This window comes from Anabaena sp. PCC 7108, from assembly GCF_000332135.1.
Taxonomy (GTDB): Bacteria; Cyanobacteriota; Cyanobacteriia; order Cyanobacteriales; family Nostocaceae; genus Anabaena.
On the sequence record NZ_KB235896.1, the window covers coordinates 2,191,960 to 2,214,154 of the forward strand.

Sequence of the window (22,195 nt, forward strand, 5' to 3'; positions counted from 1 at the left end):
CAGGGATTTTTGGTACATAAAGATTAAGTAACCTACATGGTTTACTTTTATCCCATACTTGACACAAAGCATAGTGAGTGCTAAACGTCTACCAGAAACAACCGCCAACGTCAGAATCACCCGTCAATCTTGGCAACATGGCTTTCTTGAAGGTGAAGTCAGCGCCGGCGATTTTGAGTGGCATTTTCAGTGGCATTTCCGTCGGGGAGAACTTTCTGTGAAGCCTTCCCAAGGTCGGGCTTTAATAAAAGAACCTCTCGGCCGCTTTCTGGAAACACAAGATTACCAGTTAGAACCAGGAGGCGATTATGCTTTTACTATTCGGGCTGAGTTGTAGGTGATCCCGCCCCTACAGTCATCAGTTGTGATTCGCATTAGAAATACTAGCAGTCAGACGATTTAAGTATCTTTCAATTAAGAGGATGGCCACAATGTCATCTATTGGTCGTGGAGGTTGACGCATTCCCTTTGGTAAGAGTTTGGTGAGTCCTCTGGGTGGAAACATCTGCCAATAGCGATCGCGTGCTTCTAAGGTGCTATATCGCTCATCTATTAAAATAATATTCAGTGAATCTGTTAATTCCTGATTTAATTGTTGTTTCCACTTTTTGGCAGTTGTTTGGTCGCCCATCACAATTAAGGAAATGGGAAATTTTTGTCGTAGTGTTTCAATATGAGCGATCGCATCGGCAGCAGGTACAACATGATGATAATACAGTTGCCGATCCAGTCCCATCACGGCTACACCACATTTATCTCGACCGGGATCAAAGCCTAAAATTGCTGGTTGTGTATTAGTCATTGGTGATTGGTGATTGGTGATTGGTGATTGGTGATTGGTGATTGGTCATTGGTGATTGGTCATTGGTAATAATTATTCTCTCCCCCGTGTCCTCATCTCCCCATCTCCTCATCTCCCCATTTCCCCGCGTCCCCGTGTCCCCATCTCCCCATCTCCCCCGTGTCCTCATCTCCCCATCTCCTCATCTCCCCATTTCCTCATCTCCTCATCTCCCCGCGTCCCCGTGTCCCCATCTCCCCGCGTCTCTCCATCGGTCACCTGTCACCTAATTTACGTGCTAAAAATAACTTGCCCATTATAAATTGCTACTAGTTTGACTCTCAGCGGACCCGCTGTATAAGTATCAGCTGCGGCTATGGCTTTAATTTCCACAGGTTGCTCAAACTGCTGTAATTGGTTAAAAAAGCGTAAAAAAGTCCCATCTATTTGCACAGTTTCGACTATTCCCGCATTTCGGGCGCGAAATTGAGAAGCGGAAATCAGTAAATCAATTCGTTGCCGCAGTTGATAAGATGTCATAGTTTTCATATCGGCAGAGGTTGTCGCCAATACCTGGTCTGTGGAAAATACCAACAGATTCCGCGATGCATCAGCAAAAAATTCTATCTGCTTTTCTCCTCTAACATAATTCCCCGCAGAGAAAATCCGCACCACATATTCTCGACCATCATCAATCTGCTTGATCAGTTGCTCAACCTTGTCTTGGGTTAAACGCAATAGTTCTGTATTTCCAGTAGTTGTCCCTGGTTCAGCTAATTGAATATTAGCAGTGCGGTTAGCTTCCTGTAGAATTTGGATAACTACCTGACGAGCCGCAGCCGGTTGAGTGACGCGAACTACACCAGATGCTATGACTTGTCCGCGAACTAAAGCCAGCTTACCTAAACGGAGGTCACGGTAGGACTGATAATATTTTTCTAGCCTTGCTACTTCCTGTTCTAAATATTCTTGCTGTTTTTCCAATTCTTGGAGACGAGATTCTCTTGTAGCAATTACTTGCTCTCGTTTTTTAATTTCTAGATTACGATTTTGAATAAGTTGGTCTAACTGGGCAATTTTCTGATCGCGTTTTTCAATAGCTGTCTTGGCTTCATCAATAGCTTTTTTTGCTTCTGTATATAGTCGCTGACGTTCTGTCTTTAATTGTTCAACAGCTGCTTGCAATATCTCTCTTTGATTATAAAGACTCTGTAGTTCAGCTATGGATTTTTGGTACTGAACAACTACTTCACCCAGTCGGCTTTGAGTTCCTTGGAGTTGAGCTTGAGTTTTAGCTTGTTGGCTAATGGTGCGGTTGAGTTGGGCTTGTGTGATTCGTTGTTTGGCATTGACCGCTTGCAATGACTTATTGATTTCCTGTAAATCTTGCTGTGCTTGAGCTTGGTCTTTTCTAGCTTGGTTTAGCTGATTTTCTACTTGGCTTTTTTGGATTTCTGCCGTTTTTAGTTGTTCCCGCTTGTTTCTGAGGTCTTTTTGAATATCCTCTAATTCAAAAACCCCTTTTCTCAATCCTTCATCAGCAGCAAATAAAATCGCTAGAGTTGAGGCAGAAATTAAACCACCCGTAAAAATAGTGACTAGTACCGCCGTTTTTTTGGGACGAAGGTTGAAGAGTGAGAGACGTGCTTTGCCAACTCGTGTGCCGATGCGATCGCCCACGGTGGCAATTACGCCTCCCAAAATTAAAATTGCTGCGATGAGGATGTACCCAGTGGTCATCTTCAGCTACCGCTCACGTATTGGACGGTCGTTATAACACTTCCAGATACAGCCTACTACTTTCAACCATAGTCTGGTGGGGGATAGAGATTGGCAAGGCCAGAAATTACTCAATTTTTAGATTTACCTCCGATTGTGGTGTCCTTTCTGAAAACAAAACCTGTTCCAACTCATTCCCCCAGTAGCTTTTAAGTAAATTGTCTACTCAAGGTGACAGGCTTATGCACAGTAATTTTTTTCTTGTGAATCGAAATCATTTTTTTCTCACGTAAATCTCCGAGTAACCTGGTGACGGTGACACGAGTAGAACCAATTGCTTCAGCGATCGCTTGATGAGATAACTTCAGATCAATAGTGATACCATCGGCACAAGGAACACCAAAATCTCGACAAAGAATTAACAGAAAACTTATCAACCTAGAACCCATATCTCGGTGAGCGAGGGTTTCAATCATCATCTCTGTCTGGAGAATCCGTGAAGACAGACCCCGCAACATCAACATGGATAATTCGGGATTTTCCTTAAGAGCTTGCTCCACTTGTTCAATTGGTGCTGAAAGTAATTCTACAGCCGTAAAAGCGACTGCATGGTAAAACCTATCAGACTTGTTACCCGTTAGCAGTGACAACACACCAAACACACTATTTTCCCGCAGCAGCGCTACCGTTATTTCTTCTCCTGCCTCGTACACCCTGGAAAGTTTTACAGCACCCTTGAGAAGAAAATAAACTCGTTCGGCAGGATCGCCGGGAAAAAAGATAGTTTTGTTGCGTTCAAACGTTTCCACAACCGGAGGAAACGCCCCGGTCGCCATCTGACGAAAAACATTTGCTAGGGCTTTATCTTGTGTCACGATCATCTCCCTTCCCCTACCCAATGCCGGAAAAACAAAAACTGATTACCTAAGAATACACCTGAAAAATCAAGAAAGCACCGTCAACCTTTCTGTTTTTTCCTATACTCAAATTTGTGTCTTCATAGTTATTTGTTTACCATGATACATAATTATTGTTATTTTAAGCCAGCCGTTATTGATAAGTGGTTTCCTAAACTCAACTGAAGAGGTTTTTTCTCGAAAAGTTTTTGATATCTTCACAACTTCTTAAACAATCAGCAGCAATTTTGTTGCATTCAACACCTTGACTGCAAATAAGGCAACGGACAACCATATAGACGCAACAAGTTGAAAGAACTAAGATTTTTTAATGTATTTTGGTGATGTTGTTCAAGATAGCTGATAACTCTTGGTGAAATTAAAACTTAAAAAGTAAAACTGATAAAAGCTTATTTATCAGGCTTTTCAGCGATTTTAAATAGTAGGTTCCTTGCCGCCAACCTGCACTCCCTAATTAGAATTATCAAAAATCCTGTAGCCAACAAAATCACAGGAATTTAGAATACAGTAATGGGTCTTAGCCATTAACAATCACTAATATCATCAATTACTTGACCCCTACAACATAAAATTCGAGCCAAAAAATTATTTTTGACACATTTTGTGCAATGGAGCAGTATCTGAAAATTACTATCAGCTAATGGCATCATAAATATTTGCTTTCCACCTACAACCCCTTACACCTGAACTACTTCTTCGTCAAAATAGGCTCAGATTCTAGTATGCTCCTATTGGTTGATCAAATTAACAACTTCTATGCTGAATCTGTCTGGAAAAAACGCCTTAGTAACAGGTATTGCCAATAACCGCTCAATCGCCTGGGGTATTGCCCAACAACTCCACAAAGCAGGTGCTAACTTAGGTATTACCTACTTGCCAGATGAAAAAGGTAAGATGGAGCGAAAAGTAGCGGAATTGGTAGAACCCCTTAACCCCAGCTTATTCCTCCCCTGCAATGTGGAAAATGATGAGCAAATTAAATCGACCTTTGAGACGATCAAGCAGCAATGGGGGAAAATAGACATCCTCATTCATTGCCTAGCTTTTGCCAACAAAGATGATTTAAGTGGAGATTTTAGCCAAACATCCCGTCCTGGTTTCAATAAAGCTTTGGAAGTTAGCACTTATTCGCTAGTGCAGTTAAGTGGTGCTGCTAAACCTTTGATGACAGAAGGAGGTAGTATAGTTACTTTGACATATTTGGGAGCAATTCGCGCCATTCCTAACTATAACATCATGGGAGTAGCCAAAGCTGGATTAGAGGCAAGTGTACGTTACTTAGCTGCTGAACTAGGTCAACAAAACATTCGGGTCAATGGTATATCTGCCGGGCCTATCCGTACTTTGGCATCTTCTGCGGTGGGTGGGATTCTAGATATGATTCATCATGTTGAACAAGTAGCCCCCCTACGTCGTACGGTCACTCAGTTAGAAGTTGGCAATACAGCAGCTTTCTTGTGTAGTGATTTAGCCAGCGGTATTACCGGGCAAATCCTGTATGTAGATGCAGGATATGAAATCATGGGAATGTGATATTTAGCAGGGAACAGGCAACTTCTTGCCATTTTTCATGACTAATGACAACTGACTAGTGACAACTGACCAATGACTAATCCCCGCATTGCTACAGTTCACCGTTCTACGGGTGAAACTGATGTCCATGTCACCATCAACCTTGATGGTACGGGCATCTGTCAAGCCTCAACAGGTATTCCGTTTTTGGATCATATGTTGCATCAAATTTCCTCTCACGGGTTATTTGACTTGGAAATTCAAGCCAAAGGTGATTGGGAAATTGATGATCACCATACCAATGAAGATGTTGGTATTACCTTGGGGCAAGCCTTATATCAAGCAGTGGGTAATAAAAAAGGTATTGTCCGTTTTGGTAATTTTCTTGCACCTTTAGATGAAGCTCTCATTCAAGTCGCATTGGACTTTTCTGGACGGCCTCACCTCAGTTATGGCTTACAAATTCCTACTCAACGGGTGGGAACCTATGACACTCAATTGGTACGTGAATTTTTTGTAGCTGTTGTCAATCATAGCCACATGACGCTTCACATTCGCCAATTGGATGGCATTAATTCCCATCATCTTATTGAAGCAACTTTTAAAGCCTTTGCTAGAGCCATGCGAATGGCAGTAGAAATTGATCCACGCCGTGGGGAGACTATTCCTAGTTCTAAAGGTGTGCTATAAGTTACTACTTGAGGTTTCAAACGGCTACTTGGTTGACGATAACAATACTTTCACCATTTTTTGTAGGTTGGGTTGATTTGTTAGGTTATGGCTGCTCTTAGAGACGCTCCACCAACGCCACACTGAGTCAACACGAAGTGTAGAGGAATATGTGACGATTGCTCCGCGTTCACGCTGTGTCCCGCAGGGATACGTTCACATTCCACAACCCAACCTATGAATCAAGGCTTTTGAAAATTTGGCGAAGGTAATGCGATAATTGACACCTTAAATAAGGACAGTTATTATCGTCCTACCCGGTAACTTGTAGTTAATCACACTGAGAATTAGTCATTTAACCGCAATGAATTCTGTTGCAGACAACCCTAGACCTCAACTGAATCCTGTAGAACAACCACCAGTAGTCCTCACTTCTGAGTTACGAAAAGTCTATCGCACTGGATTCTGGCTGAATCAGACAGTTGTATCTCTCAAAAGCTGTTCTTTACAAGTTTACCCAGGGCAAACCTTTGGGTTACTAGGCCCTAATGGGGCGGGAAAAACAACGCTATTAAAACTGTTACTAGGAATTATCCGTCCTTCTTCTGGCAGGGGTTTATTATTAGGTAAGCCATTAGGCGATCGCTCTGTGAAGCAGCGTATTGGCTATTTACCAGAGAATCCCTACTTGTATGACTATCTAACTGGCTGGGAATTTTTAGAATTAGCGGCTGGGTTATTCCAAATTTCCCCACAGGTACAACGTCAACGTATTCCCCAACTACTAGAACTAGTCGGTTTATCCCAAACTGATGCTCGTAAAAAGCAGATGCGTCGTTATTCTAAGGGTATGCTTCAGCGTGTTGGCATGGCTCAAGCCTTGATTAATGATCCTAATTTAGTATTTCTAGATGAACCAATGTCTGGGCTTGATCCTCTGGGACGCTACCAAATGCGCGAGATTATCCTTTCCCTCAAATCTGCTGGGAAAACCATATTTTTCAATAGTCATGTTTTGAGTGAAGTAGAACAAATTTGCGATCGCGTAGCTATCCTTGATCGAGGACAATTAATTTGCTCTGGTTCGCTTAATGAACTTTTGGGTACAGAAACCACATATCATATCAAAGGTCAAGGTGGCGACGGAGAAATTCTCAAAACCAGGATATCCGATCTACAATTTGAGCCTGACGGTTCTTGGCAAGGCATATTACAAGACGATTACTATGATTTTCTGTCTAGTCTCCGGTTAATGGGCGGAGAAATCATCGCCATGAATCTATGCCATCAATCCCTAGAAGAGTTTTTTATCCAACAGATTCAAAAACAAAATCATTCACTTCAGGAGTAGAGGCTGAGATAAGCAATGAAATAGTAAAATTTTTTTCTCAGTACTATAATCACAATTACCAATACCATTGGAAATTTTAGATTGTGACATACTTACTAAAGTAGCTTTTGAGTATTCTATTTACTCGCTATTATTGTCAATATTGGTATCAAAATATGAGGACATAGCTGCGATTTATAATTGCTGTATTAAAGTGTGAAATTAGATTGATAAAACATCTTTGTAAAGTTAACAATAAATTTTCTAGAAATTTTGATTCTTAAACATTGACTATTTCGACAATACTTGGTCTAATCATTGACAATCCATGCCTTTATAAAGCATTGAGCTTTAAATTAACTTTACTAAAAATTCAAAATCAATCCCTAATTTATATCCGGAAAATCCAGGATATTTCAGAAAATAACAGTGTCGGGGAACTTGAATATTTCAGTATAGTCAACGTTAAAATGTCTAGACAGTACTTCACAGATAGTAGTTTCATAATCTCAGGTAAATATGCTTAATATAAATTTGTGGAAATTTTTTACTCATTCAACTACATCTGTAGTTTTGTTAACGACTCTCAATATTGCTCTACCATCTGTCAGCCTAGCTCAAAAACAATCAGTATCATCAAGCTCAAACATATCTACAGATTACTTATTAGGCGGCGGAGATGTGATCCGCGTCAATGTTTTTGAAGTACCAGAATATACAGGAGAATACCAAGTTCCTCCTGGTGGATCAATTAACCTACCTTTAATAGGCAGTGTATCCGTTCTCAGATTAACAACGGAACAGGCTGCGGACGAATTAGCCAGAAGATATGCTCGCTTTCTGAAACGTCCATTGATTTCTGTCAATTTATTGTCACCTCGTCCCATCAATGTTTTTGTGACTGGAGAAGTGACACGACCAGGGGCTTACACTCTCAACTTACAAGGAGGCGGTGGAAATACCCCAGGAGTACAATACCCAACTTTATTAGCCGCATTGACCACAGCCCAAGGGGTAACACTATCAGCCGATGTGACTAAAGTAGAATTACGGCGTAAGGTAGGACGTTCTGGTGAACAACGCGTCAGCTTTAACTTAAAGGAACTTACTCAAACAGGTGAGATACCCCAGGATATTACCTTACGGGATGGAGACACCATAGTTGTTCCCACCGCTAAAGAATTCAATGTAGCCGAAGCGCGAAATTTATTTTCTGCTAACTTTGCGGCCAGTCAAACGGCACCTCGCACAGTCGCAATTACTGGTCAAGTTTACCGTCCTGGTTCTTATCTTGTTACCGCAGGTGGTACAGAAGGAGCCGGAACAGGTTTACCAACAGTAATGCGGGCGCTGCAACTAGCCGGAGGAATTACATCACAAGCAGATGTTCGTGCTATCAGGTTACGGCGACCTACACGCACTGGCACAGAACAAACCATTGATCTCAATCTCTGGGAATTATTGCAGACTGGTGATCTTAATCAAGATGCGGTTGTGCAAGATGGAGATACAATTGTTGTGCCAACAGCAACGGCGATTAGCACAGCAGAAGCAACTGAATTAGCTACCACTACCTTGTCACCAAGCAAAATTCAAGTTGGTGTGGTAGGAGAAGTTAAAAAACCTGGATTAACAGATTTACAGCCAAATAGCTCTTTAAATCAGGCATTACTTGCCGCTGGTGGATTTAATGATGCTAGAGCTAGTAGTGCTGCTGTAGATTTAATTCGTCTCAATCCTAACGGTACTGTCACTAAGCGGATAGTCAAGATAGATTTCTCAAAAGGCATTAATGACGACACCAATCCTATACTTCGCAATAATGATGTTGTCGTAGTTGGCCGTTCTGGTCTGGCTAAGACTGGTGATACATTGGGTGTTGTCGCTGGTCCTTTAGGTATTATCTTTAATTTCCTCAGGTTTTTTGGACTTTAAGTTCATTTAAGTCCGTAAAGAGGGGTGCTGATTCACCCCCCTGCATTATTATTGGATAACAAATATATAAGAGTCTGAAAGAATTTTTTTGACAATAAAAGTAATCATGCTCCCAATTCATAAATTTTATGGTTATTGCCAGCTGGTGAGTAAAGTGCTTTAATAGCGATCGCTTATAGTACTGCCTTGCCAATAGAAGAATACTGGTTAAATGTAGACGCAAAGAGGCTTGTCGCCGAGTACCGCCAAGATGAAAGGGAAGAGAATCAATAATCTTACACTGGGAAAGGAGTAAGACTGTTTGCTGATATTACTTGTTAAAAAAATACACTTTCAAACTATTTTACTCACAGTTAATATACGCTGTTAGCATAAACCCAACAATTAATTTTGCCCAACCTTCAATAGGAGCATATATGGAGCCAATTATTGCCATAGTTTTAGCGCTGATAGGCTATGCCTTAGGATCTGCAAAGATGATTAATGAAGGGAATCAAGCCCTTGTTGAACGCTTGGGGCGGTATCATCGAAAACTTGAACCCGGACTCAATTTTATTGTTCCCTTCCTTGATCAGATTGTCATGGAAGATACAACACGCGAGCAGGTTTTAGACATTAAGCCTCAGAATGTGATTACTAAAGATGGTATTTACCTGGAGGTAGATGCTGTTGTGTATTGGCGAATCATGGATATTAAAAGAAGCTTTTATGAAATTGATGATCTTCAGCAAGCACTCTCAAACTTAACTACAACTACTCTACGGGAAATTATTGCTCAGAACACCTTAGATACAACTAATATGTCCAGAGCCGACATGGACAAAACCATTTTAGACCAGTTAAATCCAATTACAAATGATTGGGGAGTGCAAATTATTCGCTTAGATATTCAGAGGATTACACCACCTGAAAGTGTCAGAAACTCAATGCAAGAGCAACAAGCGGCAGAAATTAAAAAACTGGCGTTGATTTCCGCAGCTGAAGGGGAAAGACAAGCAGCGATTAAAAAAGCTGAAGGAACCAAGACTTCTATGGAGATTATTGGTGAAGTCTTGCGTTCTCATCCTGAAACCAAGGAAATTCTTCGGTATCTTGTCGCTCAAGATTACGTACAAGCCAGTCAAAAGCTGGGTGCTAGTAATAATGCCAAAATTGTGTTTGTAGACCCAGCTAACTCTACAGATATGTTTCAAGAGTTGATTGCTGAGTCAGTAACTCACGAAGAACATGGCAAAACTTCTGGGAACGGCAATGGTGCTAATTAATAGTTAGGTGATGCTTGGTGACGATAAATAGCATCAGCAACTAGGGCAACTTCACGCATTTCCAAAACATCATGAACTCGGAGGATATCAGCACCATTAAAAATGGCCGCAGAACAAGCTGCTGCTGTTCCCCAAATTCTGGCTTTTGGATCTGTTTGGTTTAAAATCTGACCGATAAAACTTTTACGGGAAGCTCCTACTAATATTGGACAGTTCAGCACTTTTAATGTTTGTAAACGGCGAAAAATTTCTAAATTTTGTTCATAGTTTTTAGCAAAACCAATGCCAGGATCAATAATGATTTTTTCATGTTTAATCCCCGCAGCAAATGCGGCTGTTATTTGCTGAGATAAAAAGCTATAAATATCCCCCATTAAATCTTGATAATTAGTTTGTTGTTGCATTGTCTGAGGGTTTCCCCGGATGTGCATTAATATAATTGGCACATCTAAATTAGATACGGTTGATAACATTTCCAGGTCAAATGTACCGCCAGAAATATCATTGACTAGATCGGCTCCAGATAATATCGCAGCTTTAGCTACGGTTGCCCTAGTTGTATCTACTGAAATAGGAATTCTAATCTCTGGTCGAATTACTTGTAAAACTGACAGAACTCGATCAAGTTCTTCGCTCAGAGTGATTTGTTCTGCACCTGGTCGAGTTGATTGACCACCGATATCAATAATGTCAGCACCAGCATTTACCATTGCTTGGGCTTGGATTAAAGCGGCTGAAGCTGTGTTAAATTGACCACCATCACTAAAGCTGTCAGGAGTGACATTTAAAATGCCCATGAGGTAAGTCCGCTGTCCCCAAATAAAACAGCGTTCTCGAATCATTAATTGGTTTGACATAAGTTACATCCAGCCTCAAAATTGACTTCGAGGCTAATAGCCACAGTCTGTTAAAAATGATAGTTTTCACTATTCTTAATAACCGTAGGGTGGGCATTGCCCACAATCTAAAAATAAGGGTTTGAGCAAACGGTGGGCATTGCCCACCCTACTGTAACAGGGAGGGAACTGGCAACAAAGAATATTAAACGTTGTTAATTGCCTGTTACTGATAATTGACAATTCTGGCAAAACTATCAGCTTCTAGACTTGCACCTCCTACGAGAGCGCCGTCAATTTCTGGTTGAGCCATGATTTCATCAATATTATTAGGCTTGACTGAACCACCATATTGAATAGATACGTTAGGATTAGTCAATTGAGAACGAATTAAGCCAATTACCCGATTCGCTTCTTTGGTTTCACAGGTGTCACCTGTTCCTATCGCCCAAATTGGTTCGTAAGCGATCACCAAATTATTTTGATCGATATCCACTAAGTCTTTTTCTAGCTGAGTGGTAATAACTGCTTCGGTTTCCCCTAGATCCCGTTGTTGTTTGGTTTCACCAACACAGAGAATAGGGATGAGACCGTGCTTTTGGGCTGCTTTGAGGCGCAGATTAACGGTTGCGTCTGTTTCACCAAAATATTGCCGTCTTTCGCTATGACCAACGATGACATAGCGCACACCAATTTCTGTCAGCATGGGAGCAGCAATTTCACCTGTATAGGCTCCATTTTCTTCCCAGTGGACATTTTGTGCGCCCAATTGGATCAGGCTACCGTGCAAATATTTAGACATGACGCTTAGGTCAGTGAAAGGAGGACACAATACGACTTCTCGTCTTGACGGTGTTTCCTCCAAGTGGGGCAGAAATCCGCGTAAAAATTCTTCGGACTCTGACCGGGTTTTGAACATTTTCCAGTTGCCGGCTATAACTATTTTTCGCACAGGTAATTTTGTCAAGATACTAACGCTACTAGATGCATTTTTCAGTCTAGAACTTTTCTGGACACAACAAGCTCCTTAAATAGAAGTTTGACTGTGATGCGATCGCCAAAATTAAAATTTTGGAAAACTTCCCCATAGGAAAGTTGATGCTGTATTTTCTATACTGGGTGCTTTGGCAATAAATTTTTATGATGCAGACGAGTGGAATAATTATTTGTCTTAGTTATATTTTGGGTTTGCTGTCTACCGCAATTCCTGGGGGTGGTGTATGGCTTTTAGTTTTGGGTACAGTCGGAGCAATTCTATTTCGTAGAATATACCCTAATTCCCCTAAATTTACTCGTAAACAAGAAAATACTGCTACTAAAAGCAAGTCAGTAACTAAAGGTTGGACAAATGCTCCTCATCCTACCGTATGGCTAATAGCTGGCTTGGTGGGAATTTTGGCAACTGTATATTTCCAATTGCGGATACCACAACCAGGAATCAAGGATATCAGTCAATTTGTTTCTGCGGAAAATAATAGTAATCAAGAACAATTGGTAATTGTCCGTGGCAAAGTTGCTACTAATCCTCGTTTGACTCGTAGCCAGCGGGGACAGTTTTGGCTAGAAGTGACACAAATGGATGAAGTAAAAAATGGTACAAAAACAGCAGGTAGTCCAAAAGGGGTAAAAGGTAAATTATATGTAACAGTACCTATACTCCAGATTACTGGTTTATACCCTGAGCAACAAGTTGCGGTGACTGGGATGTTATATAAACCAAAAGCAGCATTAAACCCCGGTGCTTTTGATTTTCAGAAATATTTAAGACAGGAAGGTACTTTTGCGGGTTTGATTGGTAAACAGATAAATTTCATTGATGAAGAGCATAAATGGGGATGGTGGCTCTTAAGAGAAAAAATTGTGCGATCGCAAGTGCGTTGGTTAGGTATTCCCGAAGGACCACTTGTCAGTGCTATGGTTTTGGGCAGCAAAGCCGTTGATTTACCCTACGATATCCGGGACTTATTTGTGAAGGTGGGATTAGCTCATGCTTTAGCAGCTTCTGGGTTCCAAACTTCCTTAATTTTAGGTGTAATTTTACAACTCACAAGGCGAGCAAAAAAGAGAACACAGATTATTTTCGGCTCATTGGGTTTAATTATTTTCCTGTGTTTAGTAGGTTTTCAGGCTGCGGTACTAAGAGCCGTAATTATGGGTTTTGCTGTCTTGATTGGTTTGGCCTTAGATAGGAAAGTTCAGCAACTGGGGTCATTGCTACTAGCAGCTACACTATTATTGTTATTTAATCCTCTCTGGATTTGGGATTTAGGCTTTCAACTCAGTTTTTTGGCAACACTGGGATTAATTGTCACAGCATCATCAATCATTAAACGATTGGATTGGTTACCACCTGCGATCGCATCGTTAATTTCTGTTCCTTTAGCCGCTACAATTTGGACTTTACCGCTACTGTTACAGGTTTTTAGTGTGGTAGGAGTTTACAGTGTGCCATTAAATATCATCACTACCCCATTAATTTCTGTGATTAGTATTGGTGGTATGATCAGCGGTTTAGCAAGTTTAATCTTTCCAGATTTAGGTAGTACTTTAGCAGGTTTTTTATATTACCCAACCCATTGGTTAATTCAACTATCAGAATTTTTTGCCAATCTGCCTGGAAGCTCAATTGCGGTTGGGAGTATATCTATTTGGCAGATGCTAATAGTTTACGGATTAATTATCTCTACCTGGTTGGTGCGTTGGTGGCAGCGAAGATGGTGGTTTGCTGGTTTTATTGCTGTTGCTTTAGTACTCATTCCTATTTGGCATTCTGCTAGTAATTTACTGCGAATCACATTATTAGCAACTGACACAGAACCAGTTTTAATTATTCAAGACCGAGGCCAAGTCACTATGATTAATAGTGGAGATGAAGGTACAGGAAGATTCACAATCTTACCATTTCTACAGCAACAAGGTATTAATCGTATAGATTGGGCGCTTGCTAGTAAATTTTTACCTAATGAAAGTGATGCTTGGTTAGAAGTTTTACAGAGCTTACCAATTCAGAACTTTTACACATATTCCTCTTTGATAGAAAATAATCTTCAATCTCAAGCAATTCAACAAAAATTACAAAAACGTCAAGGATTTTATCAAGCTTTAACATTAGGGCAAACCGTGAATGCTGGTTCAATTCTTGCTCAATTTGTCAATGATCAATTACCTATTTTACGATTGCAGATTTTTGGACAGAATTGGTTATTAGTCGGCAGTGTTAAGTCTCAACAAATAGCAGAGTTAGTCAAAACAGGGCGGTTATCTCGTCCGCAAGTGCTTTGGTGTCCATCTGAATCTTTAAAGGATTTAGTTCTAGCGCTAAAACCACAAGTTGCGATCGCAACTTCTAATAACCTGGACAGCACAACTATGTCTGCATTGAATACAGGAACAACAAAACTGTTCTTTACAGGTAAAGATGGAGCTATTCAATGGACACCCAATGGTGACTTTGAAGGGTTTGTTCAAGTACCAGAAAACAAATCTTCAGGTTTATAACAAGTTTGGAGAGACATTGCATAATTGCGGGATGATTTGAGAATCTGCATCAATATATAATCACCGCGTCTGGAGTGTCCCCGCGTTCCCCCGTCAGCCTCAATCATCTCCTTATTCAGCAACGCCGTTTGGGGATAGTGGCGTAGCTATAATATGCAGCAATTCAAATGCTATTATGGTATAATCAGGTAAAATGGTATTTACCTTGTTCACTAAAATATTTGGTGAATAAAAAATTGGAGAGGTGTCCGAGTGGTTGATGGTGACGCACTCGAAATGCGTTTTGGGGTGACTCAACGGGGGTTCGAATCCCCCCCTCTCCGTTGATTATCAAATGTTGCTGACCCAGTTTCTCAGAAATTGGGTGGCATCATGCTAATAACATCTTCTATCTCTTCTGGGGAAACCCGTTGAGAGACTTGCAAATAAAAAAGTCGTTTTGATTTCACAAATTGGCTCATCTTTTTTGTGGAGTTATCTGAGTCTAAATTTTGAATAACCCACCAACAAATCAGGACTAATAACTCAGCACTACTGAATAAATTTTAGGTTAAACTAATCTCAGTGTGTGAGAAGTGAAAAATGCCAAATCGCAACCAGACGCAATTATTTGCTTTGAGTTTTCTGAGTGTCTGTTTTTGTCTGGGTATTAGTTTAGGAGTGACAATTAAGTTTGGAAAAATACAGCAATCAGATGCTGCGGCAACAGAGATTCCTGCATTCTCCCCCGAATTCACTCCAGGTTTAAGTGAAGAGGGACAAACACTGACCATTAAAGCCGTTGGAGATATTATTCCCGGTACAAATTTTCCTGATAATAGATTACCCAGCGATAGAAATCAATTATTACCACAGTCCGTCAAAACTCAATTACAAGGAGCGGATATTTTATTTGGTAACTTTGAAAGTAGCTTAACTAACTACCCTTACAGTTCTAAAGATATCAGTCGTGGCCAAACTTTTGCCTTTCGTTCACCACCCGATTATGCACAATTATTTGCCGAATCTGGTTTTAACGTCTTTAATATAGCGAACAACCACACAATGGATTTTGGTGTAGTTGGACAACAAGATACAATCAAAAATTTAGAAACTGCGGGTATAAAAACATTAGGTCAGAAAAACCAAATCCTTTACTTAGAAGCCAATCAAATACCAATTGCAATGATTGGCTTTACAACTTATGAATTATATAATTCTGTTCATAACTTAGAAACAGCCAAAGCCCTGGTAGAAGAAGCCAAAAATAACGCCAAAATCGTCATTGTTTCCATGCAAGTAGGAGCAGAAGGAACCAGTGCTTTACACGTAAAAGATAAAACAGAATTTTTCTATGGTGAAAACCGAGGTAATTCCTTAAAATTTGCCCGGACAATGATTGATACAGGAGCAGATTTGGTGTTAGGACATGGACCTCACGTTCCCAGAGCCATGGAAATTTACAAAGGCAAAATCATTGCTTACTCTTTGGGCAACTTTTTAGGATACAGAACTTTAGCTACAAATGCCCAAACAGGTTACTCAATGATTTTAGAAGTCAAACTCAATTCAGAGGGAAAATTAGTATCCAGTAAAATTATCCCCGTTCATTTAAATCGGCAAGGTATTCCGCAAATTGATCAATATTTCCGAACCGTGGGACTGCTGCGTTATTTAAATGATCATGATTTTCCCGATAATACGATAGAAATTAATAAAAAGGGAGAAATTGTTGTGTTTAATCAAAAACAAAATTAAGCTGATTTTGCCAACGAGCTAAGTAGGTGGGCGTTAAAAATTGTCGTTGGGGTAAGGCAGGGAGCAGGGGGCTTTCTAGCAGGGGGAAAGAGGTTTCCAGCCCTATTTACTTTTCTTCACATACCTTTAAATTTTTCTGTTTACCTGACTTGAAAATAGATTTTCATCCCTCCTGGTGTACGCAGTTCATGATGGCTACTTAGACTTTTTTAAAAGTTGATTATCAGCAACCAAACTTAACACAAGCAATTCTTAATTCCCCGCAGGAATTGAATTTGTTTCTTGAGTTGGAACTACCACAGCAGAAGAATCAGAACCCTGAGATTCTTTTGGTGTTTCAGGTATAACTACAGAATTTTTAGGTTGTGGTGCTAGTGGTACGACAACAGAATTATCTGGTTTTGCAGGTTTGGGTGAGTTGTTTTGGGGAATAGGAACTGCAGGGATATTTTCTGAAGCTTTTTTGGGAGCAACTTCAGGAGATGACTTAGCTTCCCTGAGTATTTCACTTAGAGATGGTGTGGGGGTAACAACAGGTGTAGGTGTAGGTGTCCGTTGCTTAGTTTTACGAGGTGAGTATTCTGAAGAATTCTGTTGAGGTTTTTGAGATGATGATTCTGAAGAGTTCTGTTGAGGTTCTGGAGATGATGATTCTGAAGTAGCGCTACTATGATCAGGAGTTGGTTCTGGAGAAACACGACGATTGCGCTTGCGTCGTTCATAACTAGAAAAAGATGCAGATTCACGTGGAGGAACGGTTTGATTATTTTGACTTTCAGATAACTGTGTACTTTCAACTAGAGATTTTGGTTGAGCAGATTTAGATTCTGGAGTAGGTTGTTCAGAAAGAGGTTTAGGAACTAACTGGGACTCAGATTGAGGTAGCATTTTCGTGACACTAAATGCTGCTGTTCCAGTAATTAAAAATACTCCAACCCCGATAAATACCTTAGATAGTCCTACTTTTTTTGGTATTCTAGTGACTTCTCTATTTAGTGATGGTGTAGAAAGAATGGTAGGTGCAGCTTTATTGAGCAAATTTTCTGACTGTTGGGTAGATAAATCTATAGTCGGTGCTGGCTGAGTAAGTAATTGCTGTGTGATGTCTAACCCACTTCTAGGTAGTATTTGCAGCCACTCGGCGACTGTGGGAGGACGAAAACGGGACTCAACCGCCATTCCACGCATGACAGCTTGATTAACAGCTGCACTCAAGTGAGGTTGTAGTTCACGAGGAGAAGGCATTGGTTCGCGATCGCGCAATAATGATGGTAAAGGAACTTGTCCTGTTAACAGTGCATACAAAGTTGCCGCCAAACCATAAACATCTGTCGCTGGTGTACGAGGTGCTTGGGTTAAATACTGTTCAATAGGTGCATAACCTTCACTAACTAAGCCTGTATGAGTTTGTTTAACACCGCTATTAAATTCCCTAGCAATGCCAAAATCAATCAGTACTACTTCCTGAGTTCCTTGGCGGAGAATGATATTATCAGGTTTAATATCTCGGTGCAGCAAACCATTTTTATGTACTATTTCTAATGCTGCTCCAATTTGGCGGATATAATGAATTGCTATTTCTTCTGACAGGGTTATTCCTGGTAAAACAAACGCTTCACCTAAATTTTCCCCAGGAATATATTCCATCACCATGTACGGTAGCCCACCCTCAACAAAAAAGTCACTAACCCGAACAATATTGGGATGGACGCAGGAGGCTAATCTTTTGGCTTCGTCTTGGAATTGTAGCTCAAATTTGGGAAAATCAGAGTGTTGTCGTAAACGTTCATTAATAGTCTTCATCACTACCTCTTGACCCAAGTAGTGATGCATAGCTTTAAAAGTAATCCCAAATCCCCCTTTGCCTATTTCCTGGATAATGGTATACTTTCCACCTTGCAAAATTGTACCTGTTAACATAGGGAATCTTGAGTCCTAAGTGAGCAGTTGACCGAAAACATGGGATACAAGCCCCGTCGTTCTAGGACGGCTTTTCTTGATTCTTAATATACTCTTTTAATATTTCTAGTGGCGCACCCCCGACTGAAATGGCAAAATAGCTGGGACTCCATAGAGATTCTTCATGGGGTTTTTTATATCCGGCTTGTCCATATCTGCGGCTGGATACCCCTTTTAGAGCATTTACTATTTGAGAAACGGATAATTTAGGAGGATATTCAATCAGTGCATGGACGTGATTTCCTTCACCGTTAAACTCAAGCACTTTAAAATTCATTTTTTCAGCCACCTCACGAAATGTTTTTTCAATTAAATAAATACTTTCACCAGTGAACACAGAGCGACAATACTTTGTAACGCAGACCAACTGAATTTTTAAGTCCGTAAGGCTGTTTCTTTCTCTTCTGAGGGCGGTTGCCATTTTGTGCAGACCAATATATAATTAATTTACAGTCCAATTATAACATTAAGGATGAAAGCCAGATATCAATTTCGTTTCTACCCAACAGACCAACAGCAAAAGCTTTTAGCTCAGTTGTTTGGTTGTGTTCGCGTAGTTTGGAACGATGCACTGGCTATCTGCAAACAAGCAGAAAAATTACCAAGTAACAACGACTTGCAAAAGTTGGTTATTACTCAAGCGAAAAAAACTGTTGAGCGGCAATGGTTGTCTGAGGTTTCTAATATTCCTTTGCAACAATCAGTTGCAGATTTGGGAGTTGCCTATAAAAACTTTTTTGATTCTCTAAAAGGGAAGCGCAAAGGTAAAAAATTAGGTCGCCCTAAGTTCAAAAAGAAGACTAATCAGCAGTCAGCACGATTTAGAATTGGTGGATTTTCAATCAAAGGGGATGAGGTTTATCTAGCCAAAATTGGTAACGTTAGCCCGATTTGGTCAAGAGAATTACCCTGCTTCCCTAGCTCTTGTACTGTCGTAAAGGATTGTGCTAACCGCTATTTTCTAAGTTTTGTAGTAGAAGTTGAACCCGTTAATATTGATGCTAAAAACCAAAGTATCGGTATTGATTTGGGAATAAAAACTTTTGCTGTCATGAGCGATGGAGAAAAATCCCAAAGCCCCGATTACTCAAAATTAGACAGGAAGATTCGCCAACTTCAGAAAAAACTAGCTCGGCAACCCAAAGACTCACGACGAAGAAACAAAACCCGAATTCAAATTTCAAAACTACATAACGAAATAGCTGATACCCGGAAAGACTTTTTGCACAAACTATCCACCAAAATAGTTAGCGAAAATGAAGTTATCGTTTTGGAAGATTTGAATGTATCGGGTATGGTTAAAAATCGCAAACTTGCTAGGGCGATTAGTCTTCAGGGATGGAGAGAGTTTCGGACGTTATGTGCAGCTAAATCACAGAAATTTGGTAGGACATTTCACGTTATTAGTAGATGGGAACCAACTAGCCAAATTTGTTCTGAATGTGGCTACAAATGGGGTAAGCTTGATTTAAAAATTCGGTCGGTTCGATGCTTGAATTGTGGGACTGAACACGACCGAGATGAGAACGCCGCAAAAAATCTAAATAAAGCTTGCACTGAGCCAAGCCGAAGTGTCGGGATAGGGCATTGCCACGACTCTAAACGGGCGCAGAGACAGAGTAAGACTAGCAACAGTTAGCGTCAGTCGGTGAAGCGTCAAGAATCACCGTGCCTTTAGGTCGGTGAGTATGTCAAACTCCCCTAAACGGTTTTGTCTTTCTCATCATACATTCAAGAAGATTGAGGAGAAGGGAAGAATTATCTGTTCCCTGTTGGGAGTTATTAAAACCTTTGACCTAAGCCAATATGTACTCGGCTATCTCCTTGGTCATTAATTCCATAATCAGCCCGAATTAAGCCCAAAGGTGAGTCAACCCGCACTCCAGCACCATAACCAAAACCATTTCCTGGCTTACCACGCACACCCGCCGGATCTCCTAAAACTGTATCACCAGAACCTAAGTCGGAAGCAAAATCAGCAAATAGTACACCCCCAGCAATAGGGAAAATGGGAAACCGATATTCAGCAGAAGCTAACACATAACTACGACCACTACCGACCTTTCCAGAATCATAGCCGCGGACTGAATTAGAACCACCTAAGTTGAAGGTTTCATAAGGTGGTAAATCCCCAACCACAGTACCAGCTTGGAGATTTAACGCAAATACTTGTGGCTGTTTGCTGTTAAATAATTTAACGGGCATATACTGACTATAGTTGCCTCGGAGACGATTCATGCTAATTTGACCATTACCAACAGGTATAGATTGTTCAGTGCTGAAAGTTAAAATAGAACCTTGGGTAGGTTTAGCAGGGTTATCGCGTTCGTCTTTAGTAGCTGAGAAAGATACAGTAGTCAGGTCATCAATTCCCGTTCCACTGAATGATAAGGAGTTTTTGTTGGCATCATTTGGGGTAATATTACCTTGGCGATCGCTGATAGTAGTACGAGTGTAGTTAAGTCCTACAGAAGCATCCCAACCATCTGTTTTTTGTTGAAGACTGACACTACCGCCAATTCTTCCTTCACGGACTTTATCGTCATTTTCTAGCCTAATATCATCATCAAAAGTATCCGAAAGTTCTCGTCTTCGGAAGGTCTTGATGTTGTAACCAAGGCGATTAGGGTTAGTTGCCCGGTAGGGACTGGTAAAATTAGTATTAAAAAGTATATCTTGTCTATTTACTTCAACATTTGCGGCCAAAGTATCATTAACACCGCCTACATTTTGATCTCTATAACTTAAGATGACTGACAGCCCATCATCAGCATTGTAACCGCCGCCCAAGTTAACTGAACGCGCCCCAATTTCCTTGAGTTCATATATCAAATCTAATTTTGTTGCATCTCCTTCAAAAGCGATATTGACGGTTTGAAATAAACCCAATTTATATAAAGTTTGGACATCTTGCTGGGCTAAATTGTTTTGAAAGACTTTACCTGGTTGTAACTTCAGTTGCTGTTTCAGAAAATCCTCTTTAGTACGTCCCTTGACTGGTTTCCCATTGCTATCAAGGTTTTGTCCCTCGTCATTAACAAAGCGAAATTTAATCTCACTTACTAAACCTTCAGCTACATTGACAGTGAGGACACCTTGGCGGTTGGGTTGAATCGATAGTACCCTAGCTAGGGTATAACCATTATCGGTATACCACTGGTTAATTTGTTTGACTGTTTGTTGTAGCCTGACTGGACTAATATCTTTACCAATCTGAGATTGAAAATTTTCTAAGGCTACTTTATGGGTGAGAACCTTCGCACCAGAGAGTTGCAGGGCTTGGACTACTATTGGTTTTACTTGATATACTACATTTAAGCCCGTGGGCGTAAAGCTGCTGTTGACGGTAGCACTAGCAAATAAGCCAGTATCTAAAATTGCGGTTACATCTGTTTGGAGTTGGTTTTGACTGGTATCCCCACCTACTTGGGTTTTAATAGCTTTGCTGATAATCTGCTCTAATTCGGGGTTAGCGCCAATTATCTGGATATTGGTAGCGGTAACTACTAAGTTTCTGTCGGTTGGAGTATTATTATTTACACTTGTTGACACAACCACTCGCTCTGGGGCAAATTCCATAGCAAATGTAGTTTCTGGAGATGTTAGGGTTTCTAGCTGTGTGGGCTGGATCTCTACAAATGGTACTACTACAACATCTGTGGCTGTATTGGTTTGTTCCTCTTGATTTGTAGTTGCAGCAGTTGCTTGCTGAGTGACATTACTAGCTGCTACAGTAGCTAATGTAAAAATTGCCGCAGAAGAAAGTCGCATAATTAGTATTGATTAACTTAATTAACTCAGTCAGCAGTCAAGTCAACTACTAGGGATAATATGTAGTTCCCGTACCTGTAGATAAACAGACTATCAATTGTAATTTTTTGTTTCTTGTCAATTTTTATTGCTGACCTGCAAGATACTTGATGAGTATTTATATCTAGAAAATTTTTACTAGATTAAATTTGGGCTTACCTGGTAATTTACAATACTTACAATATCTATGCTATTTTCTGTAACCTGGGTTTCCCTTCAACCGCACC

General features: G+C 40.5%; 17 protein-coding genes and 1 tRNA gene. 10 read left to right on the forward strand and 8 right to left on the reverse strand.

Features of this window, described 5'->3' with window-relative positions; genetic code table 11:
- The first annotated feature begins 73 nt into the window (after nucleotides 1-73).
- Nucleotides 74-337: a DUF3146 family protein gene (locus ANA7108_RS0110730; protein WP_015214646.1), complete on the forward strand. Its 264-nt coding sequence runs from the start codon at nucleotides 74-76 to the stop codon at nucleotides 335-337.
- Nucleotides 338-358: 21 nt separating this feature from the next.
- Here ANA7108_RS0110730 and ANA7108_RS0110735 read toward each other — a convergent pair whose 3' ends face one another.
- From ANA7108_RS0110735 to ntcA, 3 genes are all read right to left on the reverse strand, one after another.
- Entirely contained in the window at nucleotides 359-802 is a 444-nt protein-coding gene (locus tag ANA7108_RS0110735) for a pre-16S rRNA-processing nuclease YqgF (RefSeq protein ID WP_016950788.1), read from the reverse strand.
- A gap of 270 nt (nucleotides 803-1,072) precedes the next feature.
- On the reverse strand, nucleotides 1,073-2,521 hold the full coding sequence (locus ANA7108_RS0110750) for a DUF3084 domain-containing protein (RefSeq protein WP_016950791.1): 1,449 nt from the start codon (nucleotides 2,519-2,521) through the stop codon (nucleotides 1,073-1,075).
- Nucleotides 2,522-2,709: 188 nt separating this feature from the next.
- Entirely contained in the window at nucleotides 2,710-3,381 is a 672-nt protein-coding gene (gene ntcA / locus ANA7108_RS0110755) for a global nitrogen regulator NtcA (protein ID WP_016950792.1), read from the reverse strand.
- Nucleotides 3,382-4,173: 792 nt separating this feature from the next.
- Here ntcA and fabI point away from each other — a divergent pair.
- From fabI to ANA7108_RS0110780, 5 genes are all read left to right on the forward strand, one after another.
- Nucleotides 4,174-4,950: an enoyl-ACP reductase FabI gene (gene fabI / locus ANA7108_RS0110760; RefSeq protein ID WP_016950793.1), complete on the forward strand. Its 777-nt coding sequence runs from the start codon at nucleotides 4,174-4,176 to the stop codon at nucleotides 4,948-4,950.
- Between the two features lie 72 nt (nucleotides 4,951-5,022).
- Nucleotides 5,023-5,619 (forward strand): imidazoleglycerol-phosphate dehydratase HisB, encoded by a 597-nt coding sequence (gene hisB / locus ANA7108_RS0110765; RefSeq protein WP_016950794.1) that lies wholly within the window; start codon nucleotides 5,023-5,025, stop codon nucleotides 5,617-5,619.
- Between the two features lie 343 nt (nucleotides 5,620-5,962).
- Nucleotides 5,963-6,949 carry an ABC transporter ATP-binding protein gene (locus tag ANA7108_RS0110770; protein ID WP_016950795.1) on the forward strand — a complete coding sequence of 329 codons (987 nt, stop codon included), beginning with the start codon at nucleotides 5,963-5,965 and terminating at the stop codon, nucleotides 6,947-6,949.
- Nucleotides 6,950-7,447: 498 nt separating this feature from the next.
- Nucleotides 7,448-8,863: an SLBB domain-containing protein gene (locus ANA7108_RS0110775; RefSeq protein WP_016950796.1), complete on the forward strand. Its 1,416-nt coding sequence runs from the start codon at nucleotides 7,448-7,450 to the stop codon at nucleotides 8,861-8,863.
- 416 nt (nucleotides 8,864-9,279) lie between these two features.
- On the forward strand, nucleotides 9,280-10,128 hold the full coding sequence (locus tag ANA7108_RS0110780; RefSeq protein WP_016950797.1) for an SPFH domain-containing protein: 849 nt from the start codon (nucleotides 9,280-9,282) through the stop codon (nucleotides 10,126-10,128).
- Here ANA7108_RS0110780 and folP read toward each other — a convergent pair.
- Both folP and tpiA read right to left on the reverse strand, forming a co-directional pair.
- Complete coding sequence (gene folP, locus ANA7108_RS0110785) at nucleotides 10,125-10,985, reverse strand: dihydropteroate synthase (RefSeq protein WP_016950798.1); 861 nt, start codon at nucleotides 10,983-10,985, stop codon at nucleotides 10,125-10,127. The genes ANA7108_RS0110780 and folP overlap by 4 nt on opposite strands.
- A gap of 205 nt (nucleotides 10,986-11,190) precedes the next feature.
- Complete coding sequence (gene tpiA, locus ANA7108_RS0110790; RefSeq protein WP_026104109.1) at nucleotides 11,191-11,916, reverse strand: triose-phosphate isomerase; 726 nt, start codon at nucleotides 11,914-11,916, stop codon at nucleotides 11,191-11,193.
- A 188-nt stretch (nucleotides 11,917-12,104) separates the two neighbouring features.
- On the opposite strand from tpiA, the gene ANA7108_RS0110795 reads away from it, so the two are divergent.
- From ANA7108_RS0110795 to ANA7108_RS0110805, 3 genes are all read left to right on the forward strand, one after another.
- Nucleotides 12,105-14,462: a ComEC/Rec2 family competence protein gene (locus ANA7108_RS0110795; RefSeq protein WP_016950801.1), complete on the forward strand. Its 2,358-nt coding sequence runs from the start codon at nucleotides 12,105-12,107 to the stop codon at nucleotides 14,460-14,462.
- Between the two features lie 238 nt (nucleotides 14,463-14,700).
- A tRNA-Ser gene (locus tag ANA7108_RS0110800) sits at nucleotides 14,701-14,785 on the forward strand.
- A gap of 259 nt (nucleotides 14,786-15,044) precedes the next feature.
- Entirely contained in the window at nucleotides 15,045-16,199 is a 1,155-nt protein-coding gene (locus ANA7108_RS0110805) for a CapA family protein (protein ID WP_016950802.1), read from the forward strand.
- Between the two features lie 252 nt (nucleotides 16,200-16,451).
- Here the strand turns inward: ANA7108_RS0110805 and ANA7108_RS0110810 are convergent, their stop codons facing one another.
- Together ANA7108_RS0110810 and tnpA are read right to left on the reverse strand one after the other, a co-directional pair.
- On the reverse strand, nucleotides 16,452-18,119 hold the full coding sequence (locus ANA7108_RS0110810; RefSeq protein ID WP_016950803.1) for a serine/threonine-protein kinase: 1,668 nt from the start codon (nucleotides 18,117-18,119) through the stop codon (nucleotides 16,452-16,454).
- Nucleotides 18,120-18,180: 61 nt separating this feature from the next.
- Nucleotides 18,181-18,579, reverse strand: a complete 399-nt coding sequence (gene tnpA / locus ANA7108_RS0110815) for an IS200/IS605 family transposase (RefSeq protein WP_026104110.1) — start codon at nucleotides 18,577-18,579, stop codon at nucleotides 18,181-18,183.
- A gap of 51 nt (nucleotides 18,580-18,630) precedes the next feature.
- On the opposite strand from tnpA, the gene ANA7108_RS0110820 reads away from it, so the two are divergent.
- On the forward strand, nucleotides 18,631-19,797 hold the full coding sequence (locus tag ANA7108_RS0110820) for an RNA-guided endonuclease TnpB family protein (RefSeq protein ID WP_016950805.1): 1,167 nt from the start codon (nucleotides 18,631-18,633) through the stop codon (nucleotides 19,795-19,797).
- A gap of 143 nt (nucleotides 19,798-19,940) precedes the next feature.
- Here the strand turns inward: ANA7108_RS0110820 and ANA7108_RS0110825 are convergent, their stop codons facing one another.
- Nucleotides 19,941-21,929 carry a BamA/TamA family outer membrane protein gene (locus ANA7108_RS0110825; protein WP_016950806.1) on the reverse strand — a complete coding sequence of 663 codons (1,989 nt, stop codon included), beginning with the start codon at nucleotides 21,927-21,929 and terminating at the stop codon, nucleotides 19,941-19,943.
- Nucleotides 21,930-22,195 lie beyond the last annotated feature (266 nt).

Excerpts from the sequence above, each read along its gene's own strand:
- ANA7108_RS0110735 (WP_016950788.1), bottom strand. The coding sequence starts at position 802 with ATGACTAATACACAACCAGCAATTTTAGGCTTTGATCCCGGTCGAGAT.
- ANA7108_RS0110750 (WP_016950791.1), bottom strand. The coding sequence starts at position 2,521 with ATGACCACTGGGTACATCCTCATCGCAGCAATTTTAATTTTGGGAGGC.
- ntcA (WP_016950792.1), bottom strand. The coding sequence starts at position 3,381 with ATGATCGTGACACAAGATAAAGCCCTAGCAAATGTTTTTCGTCAGATG.
- fabI (WP_016950793.1), top strand. The coding sequence starts at position 4,174 with ATGCTGAATCTGTCTGGAAAAAACGCCTTAGTAACAGGTATTGCCAAT.
- hisB (WP_016950794.1), top strand. The coding sequence starts at position 5,023 with ATGACTAATCCCCGCATTGCTACAGTTCACCGTTCTACGGGTGAAACT.
- ANA7108_RS0110770 (WP_016950795.1), top strand. The coding sequence starts at position 5,963 with ATGAATTCTGTTGCAGACAACCCTAGACCTCAACTGAATCCTGTAGAA.
- ANA7108_RS0110775 (WP_016950796.1), top strand. The coding sequence starts at position 7,448 with ATGCTTAATATAAATTTGTGGAAATTTTTTACTCATTCAACTACATCT.
- ANA7108_RS0110780 (WP_016950797.1), top strand. The coding sequence starts at position 9,280 with ATGGAGCCAATTATTGCCATAGTTTTAGCGCTGATAGGCTATGCCTTA.
- folP (WP_016950798.1), bottom strand. The coding sequence starts at position 10,985 with ATGTCAAACCAATTAATGATTCGAGAACGCTGTTTTATTTGGGGACAG.
- ANA7108_RS0110795 (WP_016950801.1), top strand. The coding sequence starts at position 12,105 with ATGATGCAGACGAGTGGAATAATTATTTGTCTTAGTTATATTTTGGGT.
- ANA7108_RS0110805 (WP_016950802.1), top strand. The coding sequence starts at position 15,045 with ATGCCAAATCGCAACCAGACGCAATTATTTGCTTTGAGTTTTCTGAGT.
- ANA7108_RS0110810 (WP_016950803.1), bottom strand. The coding sequence starts at position 18,119 with ATGTTAACAGGTACAATTTTGCAAGGTGGAAAGTATACCATTATCCAG.
- tnpA (WP_026104110.1), bottom strand. The coding sequence starts at position 18,579 with ATGGCAACCGCCCTCAGAAGAGAAAGAAACAGCCTTACGGACTTAAAA.
- ANA7108_RS0110820 (WP_016950805.1), top strand. The coding sequence starts at position 18,631 with ATGAAAGCCAGATATCAATTTCGTTTCTACCCAACAGACCAACAGCAA.
- ANA7108_RS0110825 (WP_016950806.1), bottom strand. The coding sequence starts at position 21,929 with ATGCGACTTTCTTCTGCGGCAATTTTTACATTAGCTACTGTAGCAGCT.